This is a genomic window from Bernardetia aquimarina, from assembly GCF_042180575.1.
GTDB lineage: Bacteria > Bacteroidota > Bacteroidia > Cytophagales > Bernardetiaceae > Bernardetia.
In genome coordinates this window covers 5683060-5700293 of the sequence record NZ_CP170094.1, presented here as the reverse complement: position 1 = coordinate 5700293, position 17234 = coordinate 5683060, and the positions used below count along the sequence as shown (strand labels likewise).

Below are 17234 nucleotides of genomic sequence, written 5' to 3'. Positions count from 1 at the left end.
AACGATTTAAGCACAAAGAGAGAAGCATTATATATAGAATCCTCTAGTCTAGGTTATCTTATCTATAATTTACTTAATTTCTTTGATATTATGTTAATAGAACATTTTCATACAAAAGTGAAATTGACTTGATAAATACTTTTTTTTTTATGAACTTTGATAATATAAATATTGAATCTATTAAAGATAGTTTTTCTAAATTAGATAATATAGATGATTTGGTTAATTTTCTATCTGATATATCGTCTAATTTATATGATGATCCTAAGGTAAAAATAACTAAAAAAAATATTTCTTATTTTGCTTTTCACAAAAAAGAGCGATATAATAGAATTTTAATACCTAAAAAAAATGGAACAGATAGAGTATTAAATGCTCCTGTTCCATTTTTAAAAATGTTACAACGTTGTTTGAATACAGCGTTAAACATTGTATTTACGCCTCATTATTCTGCTTATGGCTTTGTTCCCAACAAAAATATTGCTCAAAATGCACAGCAACATATTAATAGGAATTTTGTTTTTAATGTAGATTTACTAGATTTTTTTAGTAATATTCAGTTTAAAAGAGTAAAAACTGTTTTAGAACTCTCTCCTTTTAACCTAAACGATGAATTAGCTTTTTTAATAGCTAATCTTTGTTGCTATAATAATACTCTTCCACAAGGCGCACCAACTTCTCCTACTTTAAGTAATGTAGTTTGTCAAAAGCTAGATAGAAGATTGACTAAACTATCAAAAAAATACTATGCTCGTTATTCTCGTTATGCTGATGATATAACTTTTTCTTCAAGAAAAGATGTCTTCGATGAAAAATTTGTAAACGAGCTATGTAAAATTATAGAAGATGAGAATTTCAAAATAAACCCTGCCAAAACTAGGCTACAAGATTATACAGAAAGACAAGTAGTTACAGGACTTACAGTAAACGAAAAAGTCAATGTATCTCAAAGTTATGTACGAGAAATACGTGCTATGTTGCATAATTGGTCTAAATACGGATATAAAGAAGCAGACAGACAGTACAAAACAAGTTGTATTGAAAAAGGCAATCTCTCTAATACTGACTTTATAAAATATATAGTAGGAAAACTTAATTTTTTAAAACAAGTAAAAGGAGAGGAAGATAAAGTTTATCAAAAATATAAAAATGAGTTTGATAAATTAGTAGGAGTAAAAGATTGGATAGAAATTGAAATAAATCCTAAACAGGTAAAACCTTATACCCCAACATTTCTACAGGATATAAGAAATTTTTGCCAACATAGACCATTAAATACTCTACAATTTTTAAGTGTCTTTTCTTCTTCTAGAAAATTTAGTTTAAGAAAACTTGTACATGGGGATGAAGACATAGATTTAGTAGAAGAACTAAAGCGTATTGATCAAGAATATCAACCAAATAGTGTCCAATTTCCTAAGCATAAATTTCAGATACCACAAACTTTATACGCTCATATAAGAAAAAATTTGATTGGCTTGTATACCAAAGAGGGATTGGATATTTATAAAAAAACTGCAAAGCACCCATTTCTTAACGACAAACACTTTACTGAAAAAGTTTTTGAGTTTAAAAAAACATATCGTTTTGGAACTAATAAACAAGAAGAAACTTTATTACTAGATGTAATTCAAAATGCTTTTTCAAGAGCTAAAAATGGTAATTTAAATATCAAAAATAAATTTGATTATTATCAAATTTTACCAAAGAAAGTAGAGGAATTCAATAGTCTTGCTTCATTTATAACAGATGTAACAAGAATAGAGTACGCTATATGGATAGTTTTAAACATGTGCCTTAAACATAGTAATGGTTCTAGAGGAATCAGTTTTGAATTAGAAGAACATGGAAATATTTTAATTTTTAATATCATAGATATAAATTCTGTTTCAAAAAAGGTTGTAGAGCAATTTAAAGGAGGAGACATTGAAGCAATTATACAAAAACTGTGGTCTATATGTGATTTTAATATAATAGCTACATTTAATGACAATAAATCTTATAAGGTTAGTGTTCTTCCTGAAAGTAATAATATACAGCCTCTTAATAAAAAACCTAAAGGGTTTACATATCAACTTATGTTTTACAAATCTTTACCTAAAGTACTTTTAATAGATGATAAATTTGAAGAAAGAAAATACGAAATATCAAATGATAATTTGATAAGATGGTCATCTTTAGAAGATATGGCAAGTTTAAAAAAATATCAAGCAATCATTGTGCATAAAAGTTACGCTAATTCAGATACAATAATTAATGAATGTAAAAAAAATAATATTCCTATCATTGTATTTAGTGGAGGATCTGATGATGGTTATTATGACAATCTGATTTACCTTAATGCTAAAACTTTATATAATAATCTTCCATCTTTTCTTGAGGAAATACGAGTTAATTTTAAAGTAAACGAGAAAATGTTGCTCTATAAAAATGTTTCTTACCAAGAGAAGATACAAAAAAAAGTAGATTTAATGGATGAAATGAGAGAAAAGAAAGTTAATTATTCAAATCTGTCTTCACAAGTGATAATTAAAATTTCTGAATTGCTAGAAATTTCTAGTGAGAAAATTCCTATATTTAAAGAGAAAAAAGAGTTAAATAACTTTTTAAATAAACATCTTCAAAAATTCGATAAATAAATGATACAAGGGTTATATTTTACTTCTAACTCTATACAACTAGAGAATAAAGAAGAAATCACATGGCTTGAGCTAACTCCTCCTATAAATAATAGTGATATATATTATCACGATTTTGTAGCTGAGAAATCTTTTATAGATACTAAAGTATTTATAATTGAATGTGAGCTAAATGACGAACAAAAAGGATTATCTTTTGCTACACATTTACGATTTGAAGGATTCAAACAACCTATTTACCTTGTAGGGCGATTATCTAAAGATAATTTACGCTCTGGAAATCCAAATAGTCTGTTAAATACGAAATTAATACATTATGAAGATATAGGTGATATTGATGATTTGTCGATAGATTATACAAATACTACTGACCTAAAAATAAGAACTGCAATAGAAGATGGCTTAATAATAATTAGTAAACCAGAAACAACTACTAACCATACTATTTCCAATGAATGGGGAGCATTTAAGTTAGCTCAATATACTAATACATTGTATGCTGTAAATAACAATACTCTAGTAAAAGAAAAAGCAAAAACTCTTTATTTTAAATATTTATGCTTGAAAGACAATGTAGATTTTTCTGCCACACAAAGCGACGAGCCTATTAAAATAGATTGTGAAGATAAAAATGTACTACTTATTGATGACCAAGCTGATAAGGGTTGGGAAGATATTTTCAAAATCATATTAGATACAAATAATTTTACCTCAGTTCCTATATCATTTTTAGGTAGTGGCAAAGATGAAAATAAAATATTTACTGATGCTGAAAATTTGATAAGTACAAATGAGTATGATGTTGTCTTACTAGATTTAAGATTAAAATCTTCTGATAAGTCTAATACAGCAGGTTTTAATGATATAACTAATTTCTCAGGTTATCAACTTCTTAAAAAAATAAAAGAAAAAAACAAAGGAATACAAGTAGTAATATTTACAGCATCAAATAAGGCTTGGAATATGAAGGCATTATTAGAAACTGGCGCAGACGGTTATTATATAAAACAAAGCCCAGATTTTAATTATGGAAATGACTATGCGAAACAAAATTTTGAAGCTTTCCACGAAGAAATGAAAATAGCTCTTGAAAGATCTAGTTTTCTAAAGTGGTTTTGGAAACATACAGACGAGCTTATTAATCATTTAGATAGTGAATATTCACATGAATCTATTGATGATAATTTTGTAGAATCTGTAAAATTAAGTCTTAATTATGCGTATGATACTATTGAGAATTACCATTCTTATGTATCTGATAATCAAAAATTCTTAAATTATGCCTTTATTTCTTATTGTAATTTAATTGAATTTGTTGTTGTAGGATTATTTGATGTACATGATACTGATGAACAAGATCCTAGTAGGAGTTACTATCTAAAAAAGATTAATAATGAAGCTCCCCAAATAGAAATAATTACTAATGTAAATCAACCACCTAATACTCCTAGTTATGAAACATTGTTAATGTTTGAGAAGAAACAGACAGATCCCAATGATAAAAGTATAATACTACAACATCCATATTATAAACTTCAAACTAATAAATCTGAACAAACTATAAAAAATTTTGAAGACCGTAACAGCTTAAAAATACTAGCTGGCTATGCTGCAATTTTACTTTTAAGGTATAATCTTTTTTCTCATCAAGATATTCAAGATTATGAAACGCTAAAAGAGAAAAGACATAAATTTATGCACTCAAATGAAAATCAGCCAAACAATATTTCTCTAACAGATTGTAAAAATATGTTTAGAATGGTTTATGCTGTCTTGAAAGGAGAAAAAATATAATAATAGCCTTTCTAATTAGTCTATATTAACTTAAAACTTAATAGAAATTTCAAACAAAAACGGCTTAGAATAGGTCTGTATTTCCAAAATTGCCTTATTCGCACTATATTTGCATATTATTTTTTCGGCTTTTAATAAAAAATGGAGAATCTTATTTTCATAATTTCTATTTTTAGTTTGCTCCTTAAAAAGAAATTGAACTATAATTTTAAGATTGAAAATTACAAAAAAAGTAATAATTTAAAATTATTAATTTATTAAATTAGTAATTAAATAGAATTGATTAAAAAGTCGCTACATCAACCATTAACTAAAAGATATAACGTGGATTTATTCGAAAAATTAAAAACAAATCGTGGCCCTTTAGGTCAATTTTCTTCTATTGCACATGGCTATTTTGCTTTTCCAAAACTGGAAGGAGAATTAAAGCCTCGCATGAAATTTAGAGGAAAAGAAGTATTGACATGGAGTTTGAATAATTACTTAGGACTTGCCAATCATCCAGAGGTTCGTAAAGCAGATACAGAAGCTACTCAAGAATGGGGACTTGCTTATCCAATGGGTTCACGTATGATGTCTGGAAACTCAAATACAATAGAAGAGTTTGAATCACAACTTTCAGATTTTGTACAAAAAGAAGATACTTTTATATTAAATTATGGCTATCAAGGAATTATGTCTGTTGTAGATGCTCTCCTTGACCGTAAAGATGTAGTAGTTTATGATTCTGAATCACATGCTTGTATTCTTGATGGACTTCGAATGAGTCTTGCTAAACGTTACGTTTTTCCTCATAATAATATCGAAAACTGTGAAAAACAATTAGAGAGAGCAACTAAATATGTAGAAAATACAGGAGGAGCAATTTTAGTAATCACAGAGGGTGTTTTTGGAATGCTTGGTGACCAAGGAAAACTAAAAGAAATTGTTGCACTTAGAGAAAAATATAACTTCCGTTTATTAGTAGATGATGCTCATGGCTTTGGTACAATGGGTGAAACAGGAATCGGAACAGGAGAAGCACAAGGAATTCAAGACGAAATTGATATTTATTTCTCTACATTTGCCAAATCTATGGCAAGTATTGGAGCTTTTGTTTCAGGTCCTGAAGACGTAATTAATTATTTACGTTATAATATGCGCTCTCAAATTTATGCCAAAACACTACCAATGCCTCTTGTTGTTGGTAATATGAAACGTTTGGAAATGCTTCGTACTATGCCAGAACTAAAGGCTAATCTTTGGAAGGTAGTACGTGCGCTTCAAGATGGTCTTCGTGAAAATGGATTCAATATTGGAGAAACAGATTCTCCAGTTACACCCGTATTTTTGAGTGGTGGAAATAATGAAGCTGGTAATCTTATCATTGACCTTCGTGAAAATTACTTTATTTTCTGTTCGGTTGTGATTTATCCTGTTGTTCCTAAAGATGTAATTATGTTGCGTCTTATTCCAACGGCAGCACATACACTAGAAGACGTAAATCAAACTATTGAAGCATTTAAAGCTGTTTCGGATAAGCTCAAAAATGGAGTTTATGCAAATAATGAAATTAGTGCTGCTATATAGATTAATACTCGTTTTATTTTCTATTTTCTATTTATCCTTTTTAAATTAGAAATTTAAGATTTGCATCAAAAAACAGACTAACTAATTGTTTTTCAGTTTGTTAAGTTAGTATTGAATCAAATAAAATAAAAATTGATATTTCCGTATTTTAAAAATATATAATAAAATTAAAAAAAAGTGGCTCAAAACGCTGTTTTTGATAGTTTTGTTAGTATATTGTCGTTCAAATAGGGCATCATAGAGCTATTAAGGCATTTTGTCTTATATTCTTTTTGCTTCTAAAAGCATTTTTTTTAATTTAATTTATAACCTTCAATTTACTTTTCACTATGGGTCGTTATCAAGAAGTCGAAGACTTAATCACAGAACTAAAAGAGGATTTTTCTAAATTTTACGATAAAGAAAATCAAGCAGCAGGAACTCGTATCCGTAAAGGAATGCAAGACCTCAAAAAATTAGCACAAGAAATCCGTACTGAAGTACAGGAAACTAAAAACAAACGTACTGAAGCTGCAAAGAAGTAATTTTTACTTTAAATCTTTTTTAGTGTGCTATAAAAGAAAACCATTTCTATTTTTATAGAAATGGTTTTTTATTTTGTAGAAAGAATATTTTAAGAATAACCTTAATGCACTTTCTCATCTTCCAAACTATCATCTGCATCAAGTTCTAAAGTTGCATGATGAACAGAATGATGTAAAAGTTTATGACGAATAACTAACTTTAGACGCTCCCAACATTGTAAAGTTGTTTCTTTACTTTGATTCTCAAAAATATTTTTTTTCAAAACGATATGAACAGTTAGTGCATTTTCTGTGCTACTCAATGCCCAAACATGCATGTGATGAACAGTTTCTATTTCTTCTATTTCTAAAAGAGATTTTTTTATTTCTTTTATTTTTATACTACGAGGAACGCCATCTAAAACCAAATGAATGCTTTCATTAAATAAATTCCAAGTTGAAATCAAAACAACAACTGCAATGACAAGACTAATAATTGGGTCAATTACTGTCCAACCTGTAAAATAAATAATCGTTCCTGCAATCACTACTCCCACCGAAACAAGTGCATCAACAAGCAAATGTAAAAAAGCTCCTTTTACATTAATATCATCTTTCTGTCCTTTAAAAAATAAAAAAGCAGAAATAGTATTTATCAAAACACCAATCGCAGAAACCACAATAATTGTTATACCAGCCAAAGAAGAAGGGTTTGTAAAGCGTTCAATCGCCTCATAAATAATCCCTCCAGCCACAGCTACAAGTAAAACCGAATTGATAAGAGAAGCCAACAAAGAAGCCTTTTTGAATCCGTATGTATAACTCAAAGTAGCCGTTTTTTTGGCAAGTTTCATTCCTATAAGAGCCAAAATAAGACTACCCACATCGCTCAAATTATGAGTAGCATCTGATAAAAGAGCCAAAGAATTGGTAGAATATCCATAAATAAACTCAATGGCTGTAAAAATTATATTGAGAACAATACCGATATAAAAAGCTGAATTGATATTTTCTAAACTTTTGGGAGCATGTTCGTGACTATGTCCTGCATGATTATGGTCGTGAGAATGTAACATAGATTAAAAATGGTAAATTATTAATTATCAGATTTCATGAGGTTATTTATTTCTTATTCCTTAAAGGTTAAAAAATAAATATAGTGTATTTGTAGGTCAAAAGGCTTGCCTTTGACTTGTTAGATAGTCTTTTTTATAGTCATAAAAAACAGTTAAAGGCAAGCCTTTAACCTACTAATTTCAAAATTAGAATTTATTTGTGGAAAAAACCGTTTACATCCGTAATCTTTAATTGGCTTCGCTGCTTTGGCAGCTCATAATCATTCCTTAATATTTCAAAAATAAAAAATAAGTAGCGCAATTTTGTTGCATCCGCATTATATCAATAGAATTTGGCTTAATTTTGTTGATTATTTAACTTTGCCTTTAGCATTACATGTTTTCTTATAATTCTTTATTAATGACTATTTTTTTACGTATAAATTCTATTTTTAGAAATACTGCTTTCAAAAACTCTATTTTCAGTCTTCTTTTTTTATTTTTCTCATTTTTTACTTTTGAAGTATTCGCTCAATTTTCTACGATTTTAGAAGGAAAAATACTTCCTGCTTCTTCATATCAATTAATCATAGAATATCAGCATCAATATTTGACATATCAACCCAAAAGACAACTCGTAACGACAAATGAAAAAGGAGAGTTTAATTTGGCTATTCCTCTAAAAAAATCAACTTGGCTTTTGTGGAAATGTAAGGACAAACAAGGACAAGTTTATCTACATGTGGGCGACAGTTTGAATATGCAATTAGAATTAGGAGCTTTACCTTATGGAACAAAATTTTTTGGACTGGGAGCAACCGAAAACAATTTTTTACAACAATGGGAAATAGAATTTGGTAATCACTCCAAAAATGCGCTATATCCAAAAAAATATAAAACCTCAAATGAGAAGAGTTTTAAAAGTGAGGTAGAAAAATTACGTAAAAATCAATTCAGACTTTTAGAAGAAACAATAGGAAGAAAACCTCTTTCTGATGATTTTATTTTGGCAATGGAACAACGAATTGCTTATGAGAATGCAAATCATTTGGCAGAATATCCTGTTTTACATGCTTTTTTGAATGACAAATCACCACAAATTTTATCTAAAGAGTATTATTCTTTTTTTGAAGAAACAATTATTCAAAGTCCGTCTGCGCTCAATCAACCTGCTTATTTGCGATTTTTGAGAAATTATTTAGAATTTCGTTATACTCAATATCATCAAGAAACATCTCTTAAAGCCTATTCTGATTTGTATTATCCACTTTTATTTAAGATTACAGAAAAAGAACTTTTAGGAAGTGTACAGGCTCATGCACAGGCTATTTTGATTATGGAATTAGTTCAACATAACAATAGTCAAGTAAATGAAAAGTTGTATAAAAGTTATTACAAAAAATATCTCGCCAATCACAAAGACGATAAATCAGCTTCTATTTTGAAAGAATTTATAGAAAATAGTCAAAAAATCAAAATAGGAAAAGTAGCTCCTAATTTTTCTTTGCAAGATGCTACTGGACAAAATGTACAACTATCTGATTTTAGAGGGAAAATTGTCTATTTATTTTTTAGTTCATTAGAAAGCGAATTTATAGAAAATCATTTGAAAGGGTTTGAATACTTAAATAACCAACTAGATAATCAAACTGAAAAAAAATCAAATGAAGTTATATTTCTTTGGATTCAGACTGCAAAATTAAATTCTACTATTTCAAAGAACACACATATAGAAAATAAATTTAAAGAATTGAATATTAAGTCTTTATCGTGTTACTTTTCTGATACCTTAGGATATAATTTGAATGGTTTGCCAACAGCCTTTTTGATTGATAAAAAAGGGAAATTAGTCTATTCTGCTACAAAACTTCCATCTGAAGAAGGACTTTTGGAAGATATTAGTTATTTATTAGAGGAGTAGAAAAATTTGATAAAATCTATTGTATTTTCTGCTTACGTCCTATTTTATAATAAAGAATATTTGCCACAAGATTAAATAAAAACAGAAAATTACTAGCTATGATTAGAATTACCCAAATTAACTTGTCATTATTTTCAAATTTATTTTTTAAAATATCAACTAAAGAGAAAATAGAAAAAATGCCCCCTATAAAATATACAAGAATTAGAAAATTGTAATAAATCATATTGTGTTTTATAAATATTTTTCTTTTGTAAGTATTTCTGACTGGTCACTACTTTACTGATTACTGACTGACTTACCCTCTAGTATTTGGGTCATACGCATCTCTCAAACCATTACCCAAAAGATTAAAAGCAAGAACAAGAATACTAATACAAAGACTTGGAAAGACAATCAAATGCCAACTATTACTCGTTCCGATAACAGAATATCCTTCTGAAACCATCATTCCCCAAGAAGGTGTAGGAGGCTGAACGCCTAATCCTAAAAAACTCAAACCAGCTTCTATCAAAATAGCTGCTGCAAAATTGGAAGTCGTAACCACCACAATTTCACCCAACATATTAGGCAAAATATGTCTAAAAATAATCCTCCAATGACTCATTCCAAAAGCATGTGTAGCTTCAATAAATGGTTTTCTTTTAATTGTTTTGATTTTTCCTCTTACAATACGAGCAATTTCTACCCACATCGTCAGACCAACAGCCACAAATGCCACCCAAATTCCTTTACTTTGAAGTACAATGGTAATTGCAATGACAAGCATAATACTAGGAATAGACCAAACGACTGTCATAAACCAATGAATGACACTATCTATCCAACCACCAAAATAACCAGAAATAGCACCCAAACTCACTCCCAAAACAAGTGAAATCAAAACAGCAATAGCTCCAATAGTAAGAGAAATTCGTGTTCCATACATCAGACGACTCAAAATATCTCTACCCGAACGGTCAGTTCCGAGCCAATAAGTACGAGTTTCTATATTTTCTTTTTGGAATTCTTCAGCTAGTTCAAATAAAGTGGTCGTTCTGACACGTTTTTGAATATCGACATAGCGCACTGTATCACCTTTTATTTGATAGTTATAATTGAGAGAATCATCTGAAAGCAAACCCGAAACACCTGAAAAAACAGGCTTTGTGGCATAAATAAGTGAGTAAGAAAGTTCTTTTTTTTCTCTGCCATAAATTTTAAAAAATACTGTATCTCCTACAATCCGAAAAGTATCTATAGGTGTAATGGTATAATCTGTTTCATCTCCATTATAAATACTTTCAAAAAAACCTGTATGTTCGGTAGAAATTCGCTTTCTAAATTTCAACATTTTTGTTTCAAAAACAGGTAATTCTTTACTTATCTGCACAGCTCCATCGTTTGCATTTGGTGTTTTGTCAGGCATAATAGTATGTCCTGCAAGAGCCACAAAGACAGCAAACAAAATCACAAAAAGCCCAAACATAGCTGGTTTGTGATTCAATAAGCGTTTGCGTATCTGTAAAGAAGGCGATATATGCTCAAATTCTGATGCCATTTAGAAAAATAAACGAATGCAGTCTAATGATTAATTATTAAAAGTAGTATTTTTTGGTAGTAATTACTAACTCATTGTAAGAAGTCTTCTTTAAGCGACTAATTTACTAAGAAAGATACATAAAAACTATTCTTATTGAAAATAAACACTTTCCATTGTCATTTTTTGAATTTTAATAACTTAGAATACAGCCAAAGGCAAGCCTTTAACCTACAAGGTACTTTATTTTGTTTTTCTTCCTTTCCATTGATAGCCTTTTTTCTGTGCTACAATTCCAAAAAAAATAGCATACACACTATAAGCAATCCACCAAAAAGGTAACGTAAAAATAGCTTTTAATTGCCTTAAAAAACATAAAACAGAATACAAAAAGAAAAATTCTATGCTCATTTTTATAAAAAAACTAATATATAGATATTTTCTTAGTTTTGAGTCTATTAGATAAAAATCTGTTGTAAATATCTCAAAAGTAATAAAAACAAACATCAATAAAGTAAAAACTTGAACCAAAAATACAAACATGCTAATTGCTGCATGACTTATTTTCTTATGTTGATTCCATTTACTTGCCCAACGTTTGCGCTGATTATAAAATTGACTCCAAGTTTGAGCTGCTTCTGTTTCGACGATTGCTTTATCTGATTTTAAGAAAAATATATTCTTAGGATAGACTTTGTGAAATTTATGTAATAAAAACTCATCATCTCCAGACGAAATTTGATAGCCATCTTGTATAGTATTATTTTTCTCTTGGTTTTCATATCCTCCCAATTCTTCAAATATCTTTTTGGAATATGCCATATTTGCACCATTGCAAGTAAATGGAAAACCCAAATTGAGAGCAGCACCTCCACAACCTATCAAGGTAGCAAATTCAGAAGCCTGTAAAGCTGCAAAAAAATCTCTTTTATAATTTAGACGAACTGCTCCAGCAATAAAAAAGGCTTTTTCATTTGTTTTTTCTTTGTAATCAATGAAATTTGAAAAAGTGGAAAGCCAACTTCTTTGAACTCTACAATCTCCGTCTGTGGTAATAATATATTCAAACTTTGCTTTCGAAACACCTAGTGTAATTGCTCGTTTTTTGTGTGCAGAATTAGCAGCAGGAACGGAAATAAGCTGCAAAGAATAAGGAACTTTTATTATCAAATCTTTTACAATTTGTGCTGTATCATCTTCTGAATTATCATCTAAAACTAAGACCTCAAAATTGTCTTTATCTAAATCTTGTAAAGCCAAATCATTCAATAAAGCTGTAATATTTTGAGCTTCATTTCTGACAGGAATTAGGACAGAAAAACGTATTTTGTTTATTTCTATATAATTTTTGCCCTTGTTAGTTTCTTCCTCGCCGTTGTTGGTATCTCCACCAACAAAATCTTCGCCGTTGTCGGTGTCCCCACCTACGACATTATTCTCCTTATGCCAACCATAGAGAACGAAAAGCAAAACGAAAATATAAATCCAAAAAATGAGTAGAGTGAGGTAAAAAATACACTTATTTGATTAGCGAGTGATTTATAGGATTTGTATGATGAAAGGCAGGATAAATGCTTTTTAAATTTCAATAAATTAATTCTCTTTTTTCTTTACTTCAATTACTCCCCCTAATACAGCATCATAACCATATTTCAAGTAGGCATCTAATCCTCTATAAATAGTTATTTTATATTTTTCACGGTTCTCTATAATATTTTTTTCAAAACCCTTCTTTTCTCTGCGACTAAAACTTTTATAATCTTTTCCATTGAACACAAAAGTTATATTATTCTTATTTTTATTAAAATCTTTTTTCTTTACATACACACGATTATCTTGTTCATCAATTATTGCCTTATCATCAACTTTCAAAACAATATCTTTTTCAAAATAATAAAACGGAATATTTTTTAGAAGCAATGTATCTTGCATTTCTATATTTGCTTTCTCTACGTGTATGATATCATCTTTTTGACTATATTTCATCTTTACATAATATCTTCCAAAACCATGATGAAATGGTACATAATTGAATTCTAGTATAGAGTCATTTTCAAATCTTAATCCATTCATCACTGATAAACTATCAGAAGAGAATCCAGTATAAGAAGTATTTAATTTTTGAGCATAAGAAGAAATAGATAGTAAACTAAAACTAATTATTAGGATTATGTTGATTAAGGTATTTTTCATTATTTCCTATTTTACATTATTATTCACACGATTCATTCTTTAGCTCTATACTCAAAAGTTTTATTTCACATTCTGAAAAAGGTAGTGTAATTGTTCTATTAGAGAAAAATTCGATAAATTCTTCAGTTTCTCGTCCTCCAGTAGCTTTTTGAAAATTCAGTAAAATAGAATCTTGTTTTAACTGATATGTTCCATTTGATTTACACCAGTAAGAACCTGTACAGTCGTGATAAGAGTCTTTTACGAGGTTAAAACTAGAATCACTTTGTAAACTTAATTTAAAAAAAACTGCTGTATTTTCATACATATACAACTCCCCTACTTTTTCTACTGTATTTTCAACAGGAGTTAAAACTTGAATTTGAACATTACTTGTCTTCGGTGGAGAAACACAAGAAAAAATAAAACTCAAGAAAACTAGACCAATGAATATTCTCATCTGTAAAAAACTAAAACTGAAAATAAATAAACGGCTGAATCCCTGCTGTTTGAAACTGAAAGAGAAGCAAAATAATAGCTACAATAATAATTGCTTTTACGACATCTGGAAGGTCTGCAAAGGTAGTTCGTGTAGCTGCTTTTATATCTTCTGGCAACCAATGGATTACAAAGCCTAAAAACATTACGGCGTAAATGGTCTTGTATGCTGCAATCCTTTCAAAAATTCCTGCAAATTCAAACTTGTAGAAAATCTGCTCCAACATTAAGTTTACAGTCGCCACATCGGCAGCACGAAAATACATCCAACAAAAACATACAAAATGAAATGTAATAATCAGCATTATGACATTATAAACCTTTGATTTTTGCCAAGATTCTGGAATATCCACAAAAGTAAGCCAAAGTTTATGAACAGCTAAAGCAACACCATGAAGTGCACCCCAAATTACAAAACGCCAAGCATTTCCGTGCCATAATCCACCCAAAAGCATTGTCAGAAATAGATTTACATAAGTTCTTGCTTTACCTTTTCTATTTCCACCTAAAGGAATATACAAATAATCTCTAAGCCAAGAAGAAAGCGAAATATGCCACCTGCGCCAAAAATCTGTAATACTCACAGACTTGTAAGGAGAATTGAAATTGATAGGCAAACGAAAACCCAAAAGCAAAGCTACACCAATCGCAATATCTGTATAACCCGAAAAATCGCAATAAATCTGAATCGCATAGCCATAAACAGCCATTAAATTTTCAAAACCTGTGTATTGAAATGGTTCGGCAAAAACTCTATCGACATAATTAGCAGAAATATAATCTGAAATCAACATTTTCTTAACCAAACCATTGATAATCAGAAAAATAGCTTCATTATATTCTGTACTTGAAAGTTTATACTTTTTATAGATTTGAGGAACAAACTCAGATGCTCTCACAATAGGTCCTGCGACAAGCTGAGGAAAAAAACTCACATAAAAACCAAAATCTACTATATTTTTGACAGGTTCTAGCTGTCTTCTATAAATATCTATTGAATAACTAATTGTTTGGAAAGTATAAAAGGAAATTCCGACAGGAAGAAAAATTGAAGTCGTATCAAAATAAGGTTTTCCTACCAACAGATTAAGAAAATAAGAAAAATAATCTGTTTTGGCAATATCCCAAGAAGTTCCTGAAAGCCATTCAGAAGTAGTATTGAGAGAATCTACAAAGAAAAAAGTATATTTAAAATAAGCTAAAACAGAGAGGTTAATGACTACACTAAGCGTAACAAGTAGTTTTCGATGTTTTTCGTCTTCGCTTTTAAAAATCCCTTCTCCAATAAAATAATCTACAATCGTAGAAAAAATTAGAAGCAAGAAAAACCAACCACTTGATAAATAATAAAAATAAAGACTAAAGAGAGCCAAAAAGGACGTTCTAGCAATTTGCTTGTCTTTTGCAAACTGATAAATGAAAAGTACGAGCGCAAAGAAAAACCAAAATAATACGTTTGTAAAAATAAGGGGTTCGTTTTCTTTGTATAAAAAAATACTTTCCATAAATGAGTCAAGAAAGGCGTAAAAATGGCAAAAGATTGAGTAATACCTACTAATTTGCAAATCAATTTCAAAACTACTAAAAAAAAGGATTCTATCTTAGAAAAACTGGAGAAATTTAGAATTTAAAATAAAAAGCTATAAAAACTTGGTTGGGCTTATCATAAATTCTCTAAAATTGATTTATTTTTTCGTATATTTTCTATCCCTAATCATAAACTATCTAACTTTACTCTTTAAAAACTCAATTTTTCTACTAAATATGAACTTACTCTATCAAAGTGCTGATAATTGTGCCAATTCTTATATTAATAATGAATCTAATTATTATCTCATTCGCTTACAAAAAAAGGTCAGTGAACAAGAGTACAAAGCAGCCTATTCTTCCATATTAGAAGAATATAAAACCAATCCTTACACAAAACTTATTCTTTCAGTAGTAGATAATGATTCAGATCCTATTTCTGTTCCATTTTCAGCTCGTAGTTGGTTTGCTTCTTATTTTGCTCCTAAATTTTATGTTGCTACAAATAAAAATGCAATGGTTGCAATAGTAAAACCTCAAACAAAATTTCAAAGCAATATGATAAACGTAATTGTAGGTGTAATTGAAAAGGCAGATATAAAAGTAAAAATAGAATATTTTGAAAGTGAAGAAGAAGCTATAAAATGGATAAAAAATATAGGTTAATTTTTGATCGAATAAAAAAGTAGATTCAAAAATAATCTTTAGGAATTACTCAAATCTGCTTTTTCAATTTTTGAGATGTTTTATGCCTTTAGTGAAATATAATATTCAAAAATCTGCTGTAACTCTTCTTGTTTTTTTTATTTTTACTTTTTAGCCTTATAACCAACAGTAATTTATAAACATTCTATCAAAACTCATTGTATGCCTTTTGATGGAAATTTTTTTTAATAAAAATAAAAGTCCATTATTTATTTTGTGTTTGAATTGCCATTTGATGAATTACTTCAAAAATATCTAAAACCAAATCAGAAGGTAAATTTAATTCCTCAGCTATTTTCTGACGAGAATCTAAAATAGCCTGCCATCGATTAGGTTGGAGAGTTTCTATTTTGTTTTGTCGTTTGTGCTGTCCTATTTTTTGGACCACTTCCATTCTTTTGGCTATCATTTGAATAAGCTGTGTATCAATTTTGTCGATTTCTTGGCGACATTCATTCAAACAAATGTCAGAAGAAGAAGTAGTAATTGGGAGTTTTTGAGAAGCATTCATAATAGAAAATAAATTTAGAATTGAGACTTATAGAAGTAATAAAAGTAAAGTAATCAAAATAATTAATTCAAAAAACAATTTCGTGATAACTGATTAAAGACTAATAGCTAAGAATTTAGTAATGTTGTTGTGATGGTCGTGAATGTTCTTCTGAATAGCTTGAAGTCCATAATAGTTAATGGCTTCAATTCCACCAATGGCAGCCGAATCTAAATTTTTATTCATTTTTTGCTGCTCGGCTATCCAACGAATTGCACCAGCCGTATCACTAAAATTGCTTGGAGAAATATGTTTATTTTTAGAAAAGAATAGTTCGCATTCGGCAAGTGCAACAGGATGAGAGTAAATATTGTGTAAATCTGGAAGTTGAGTTCCTTTTTTTGCAGCCAAGTGAAGTTGAATAGGAAGGTTTATTTCTCCTACTACTTTCAAATTCATTATATCAATTTTCTGATAGTTATCAGCAACCTTTCCAACAAGAGAATTTTCGACGGCAATCATTCCCATTTTTACATTTTTTGTGGCAACAGCCTGTAATAATTCATCAAAATTTTGACAATGTAACCAGTTATTTTTTTCTCCAAATTGCTTTTGCGCTGCTAGATGATGGAAAGAAAATAGTTTTCCTTGAATAGCGATATTTTTCATAGTTTGTTTTAGTTTATTTATGTAATGGCATAAAAAAAACCCCGACTATTTAAAGTCAGGGTTTAGAAGTTTGTAGGGTAAGTTGTTACTTAAATTTTGGCAATCAACTTTCAATCTGCTTCTTTGTCCTGACTAAAGGGCTAAAAAAGTAGAAATAATAAAAGTTGAAAGAG

The 17234-nt window shown here is 29.3% G+C and carries 14 protein-coding genes; 6 read left to right on the top strand and 8 right to left on the bottom strand.

The genetic code is table 11. The features are described 5' to 3' along the window. Window positions 1-149 precede the first annotated feature (149 nt). From ACE193_RS24515 to ACE193_RS24500, 4 genes are all read left to right on the top strand, one after another. Window positions 150-2639 carry a reverse transcriptase domain-containing protein gene (locus ACE193_RS24515; RefSeq protein WP_375560821.1) on the top strand — a complete coding sequence of 830 codons (2490 nt, stop codon included), beginning with the start codon at window positions 150-152 and terminating at the stop codon, window positions 2637-2639. Beyond that, window positions 2640-4433, top strand: a complete 1794-nt coding sequence (locus ACE193_RS24510; RefSeq protein ID WP_375560820.1) for a response regulator — start codon at window positions 2640-2642, stop codon at window positions 4431-4433. Between the two features lie 324 nt (window positions 4434-4757). Continuing rightward, window positions 4758-6002, top strand: a complete 1245-nt coding sequence (locus ACE193_RS24505) for an aminotransferase class I/II-fold pyridoxal phosphate-dependent enzyme (protein WP_375560819.1) — start codon at window positions 4758-4760, stop codon at window positions 6000-6002. Between the two features lie 329 nt (window positions 6003-6331). Then, complete coding sequence (locus tag ACE193_RS24500; protein WP_375560818.1) at window positions 6332-6526, top strand: histone H1; 195 nt, start codon at window positions 6332-6334, stop codon at window positions 6524-6526. A 101-nt stretch (window positions 6527-6627) separates the two neighbouring features. Here the strand turns inward: ACE193_RS24500 and ACE193_RS24495 are convergent, their stop codons facing one another. Then, window positions 6628-7581: a cation diffusion facilitator family transporter gene (locus ACE193_RS24495; RefSeq protein WP_375560817.1), complete on the bottom strand. Its 954-nt coding sequence runs from the start codon at window positions 7579-7581 to the stop codon at window positions 6628-6630. Between the two features lie 400 nt (window positions 7582-7981). Between ACE193_RS24495 and ACE193_RS24490 the strand changes: the two genes are divergently transcribed. Beyond that, window positions 7982-9481 carry a peroxiredoxin family protein gene (locus ACE193_RS24490; protein WP_375560816.1) on the top strand — a complete coding sequence of 500 codons (1500 nt, stop codon included), beginning with the start codon at window positions 7982-7984 and terminating at the stop codon, window positions 9479-9481. Between the two features lie 298 nt (window positions 9482-9779). Here the strand turns inward: ACE193_RS24490 and ACE193_RS24485 are convergent, their stop codons facing one another. The 5 genes from ACE193_RS24485 to ACE193_RS24465 form a co-directional block, all read right to left on the bottom strand. Beyond that, window positions 9780-11021: an ABC transporter permease gene (locus ACE193_RS24485; RefSeq protein WP_375560815.1), complete on the bottom strand. Its 1242-nt coding sequence runs from the start codon at window positions 11019-11021 to the stop codon at window positions 9780-9782. Between the two features lie 222 nt (window positions 11022-11243). After that, window positions 11244-12470, bottom strand: coding sequence for a glycosyltransferase (locus ACE193_RS24480; protein ID WP_375560814.1), 1227 nt, complete (start codon window positions 12468-12470; stop codon window positions 11244-11246). 123 nt (window positions 12471-12593) lie between these two features. Continuing rightward, window positions 12594-13193, bottom strand: a complete 600-nt coding sequence (locus ACE193_RS24475; RefSeq protein WP_375560813.1) for a hypothetical protein — start codon at window positions 13191-13193, stop codon at window positions 12594-12596. Window positions 13194-13212: 19 nt separating this feature from the next. Then, complete coding sequence (locus ACE193_RS24470; protein WP_375560812.1) at window positions 13213-13632, bottom strand: hypothetical protein; 420 nt, start codon at window positions 13630-13632, stop codon at window positions 13213-13215. A gap of 10 nt (window positions 13633-13642) precedes the next feature. Continuing rightward, window positions 13643-15175, bottom strand: coding sequence for an MBOAT family O-acyltransferase (locus tag ACE193_RS24465; RefSeq protein ID WP_375560811.1), 1533 nt, complete (start codon window positions 15173-15175; stop codon window positions 13643-13645). 259 nt (window positions 15176-15434) lie between these two features. Between ACE193_RS24465 and ACE193_RS24460 the strand changes: the two genes are divergently transcribed. Next, on the top strand, window positions 15435-15863 hold the full coding sequence (locus tag ACE193_RS24460; protein ID WP_375560810.1) for an STAS/SEC14 domain-containing protein: 429 nt from the start codon (window positions 15435-15437) through the stop codon (window positions 15861-15863). Between the two features lie 244 nt (window positions 15864-16107). Here ACE193_RS24460 and ACE193_RS24455 read toward each other — a convergent pair whose 3' ends face one another. Both ACE193_RS24455 and ACE193_RS24450 read right to left on the bottom strand, forming a co-directional pair. Continuing rightward, on the bottom strand, window positions 16108-16413 hold the full coding sequence (locus tag ACE193_RS24455) for a chorismate mutase (protein WP_375560809.1): 306 nt from the start codon (window positions 16411-16413) through the stop codon (window positions 16108-16110). 93 nt (window positions 16414-16506) lie between these two features. After that, the gene (locus tag ACE193_RS24450; protein WP_375560808.1) at window positions 16507-17061 is read right to left on the bottom strand and encodes a prephenate dehydratase domain-containing protein; all 555 of its coding nucleotides are present in this window, start codon (window positions 17059-17061) and stop codon (window positions 16507-16509) included. Window positions 17062-17234 lie beyond the last annotated feature (173 nt).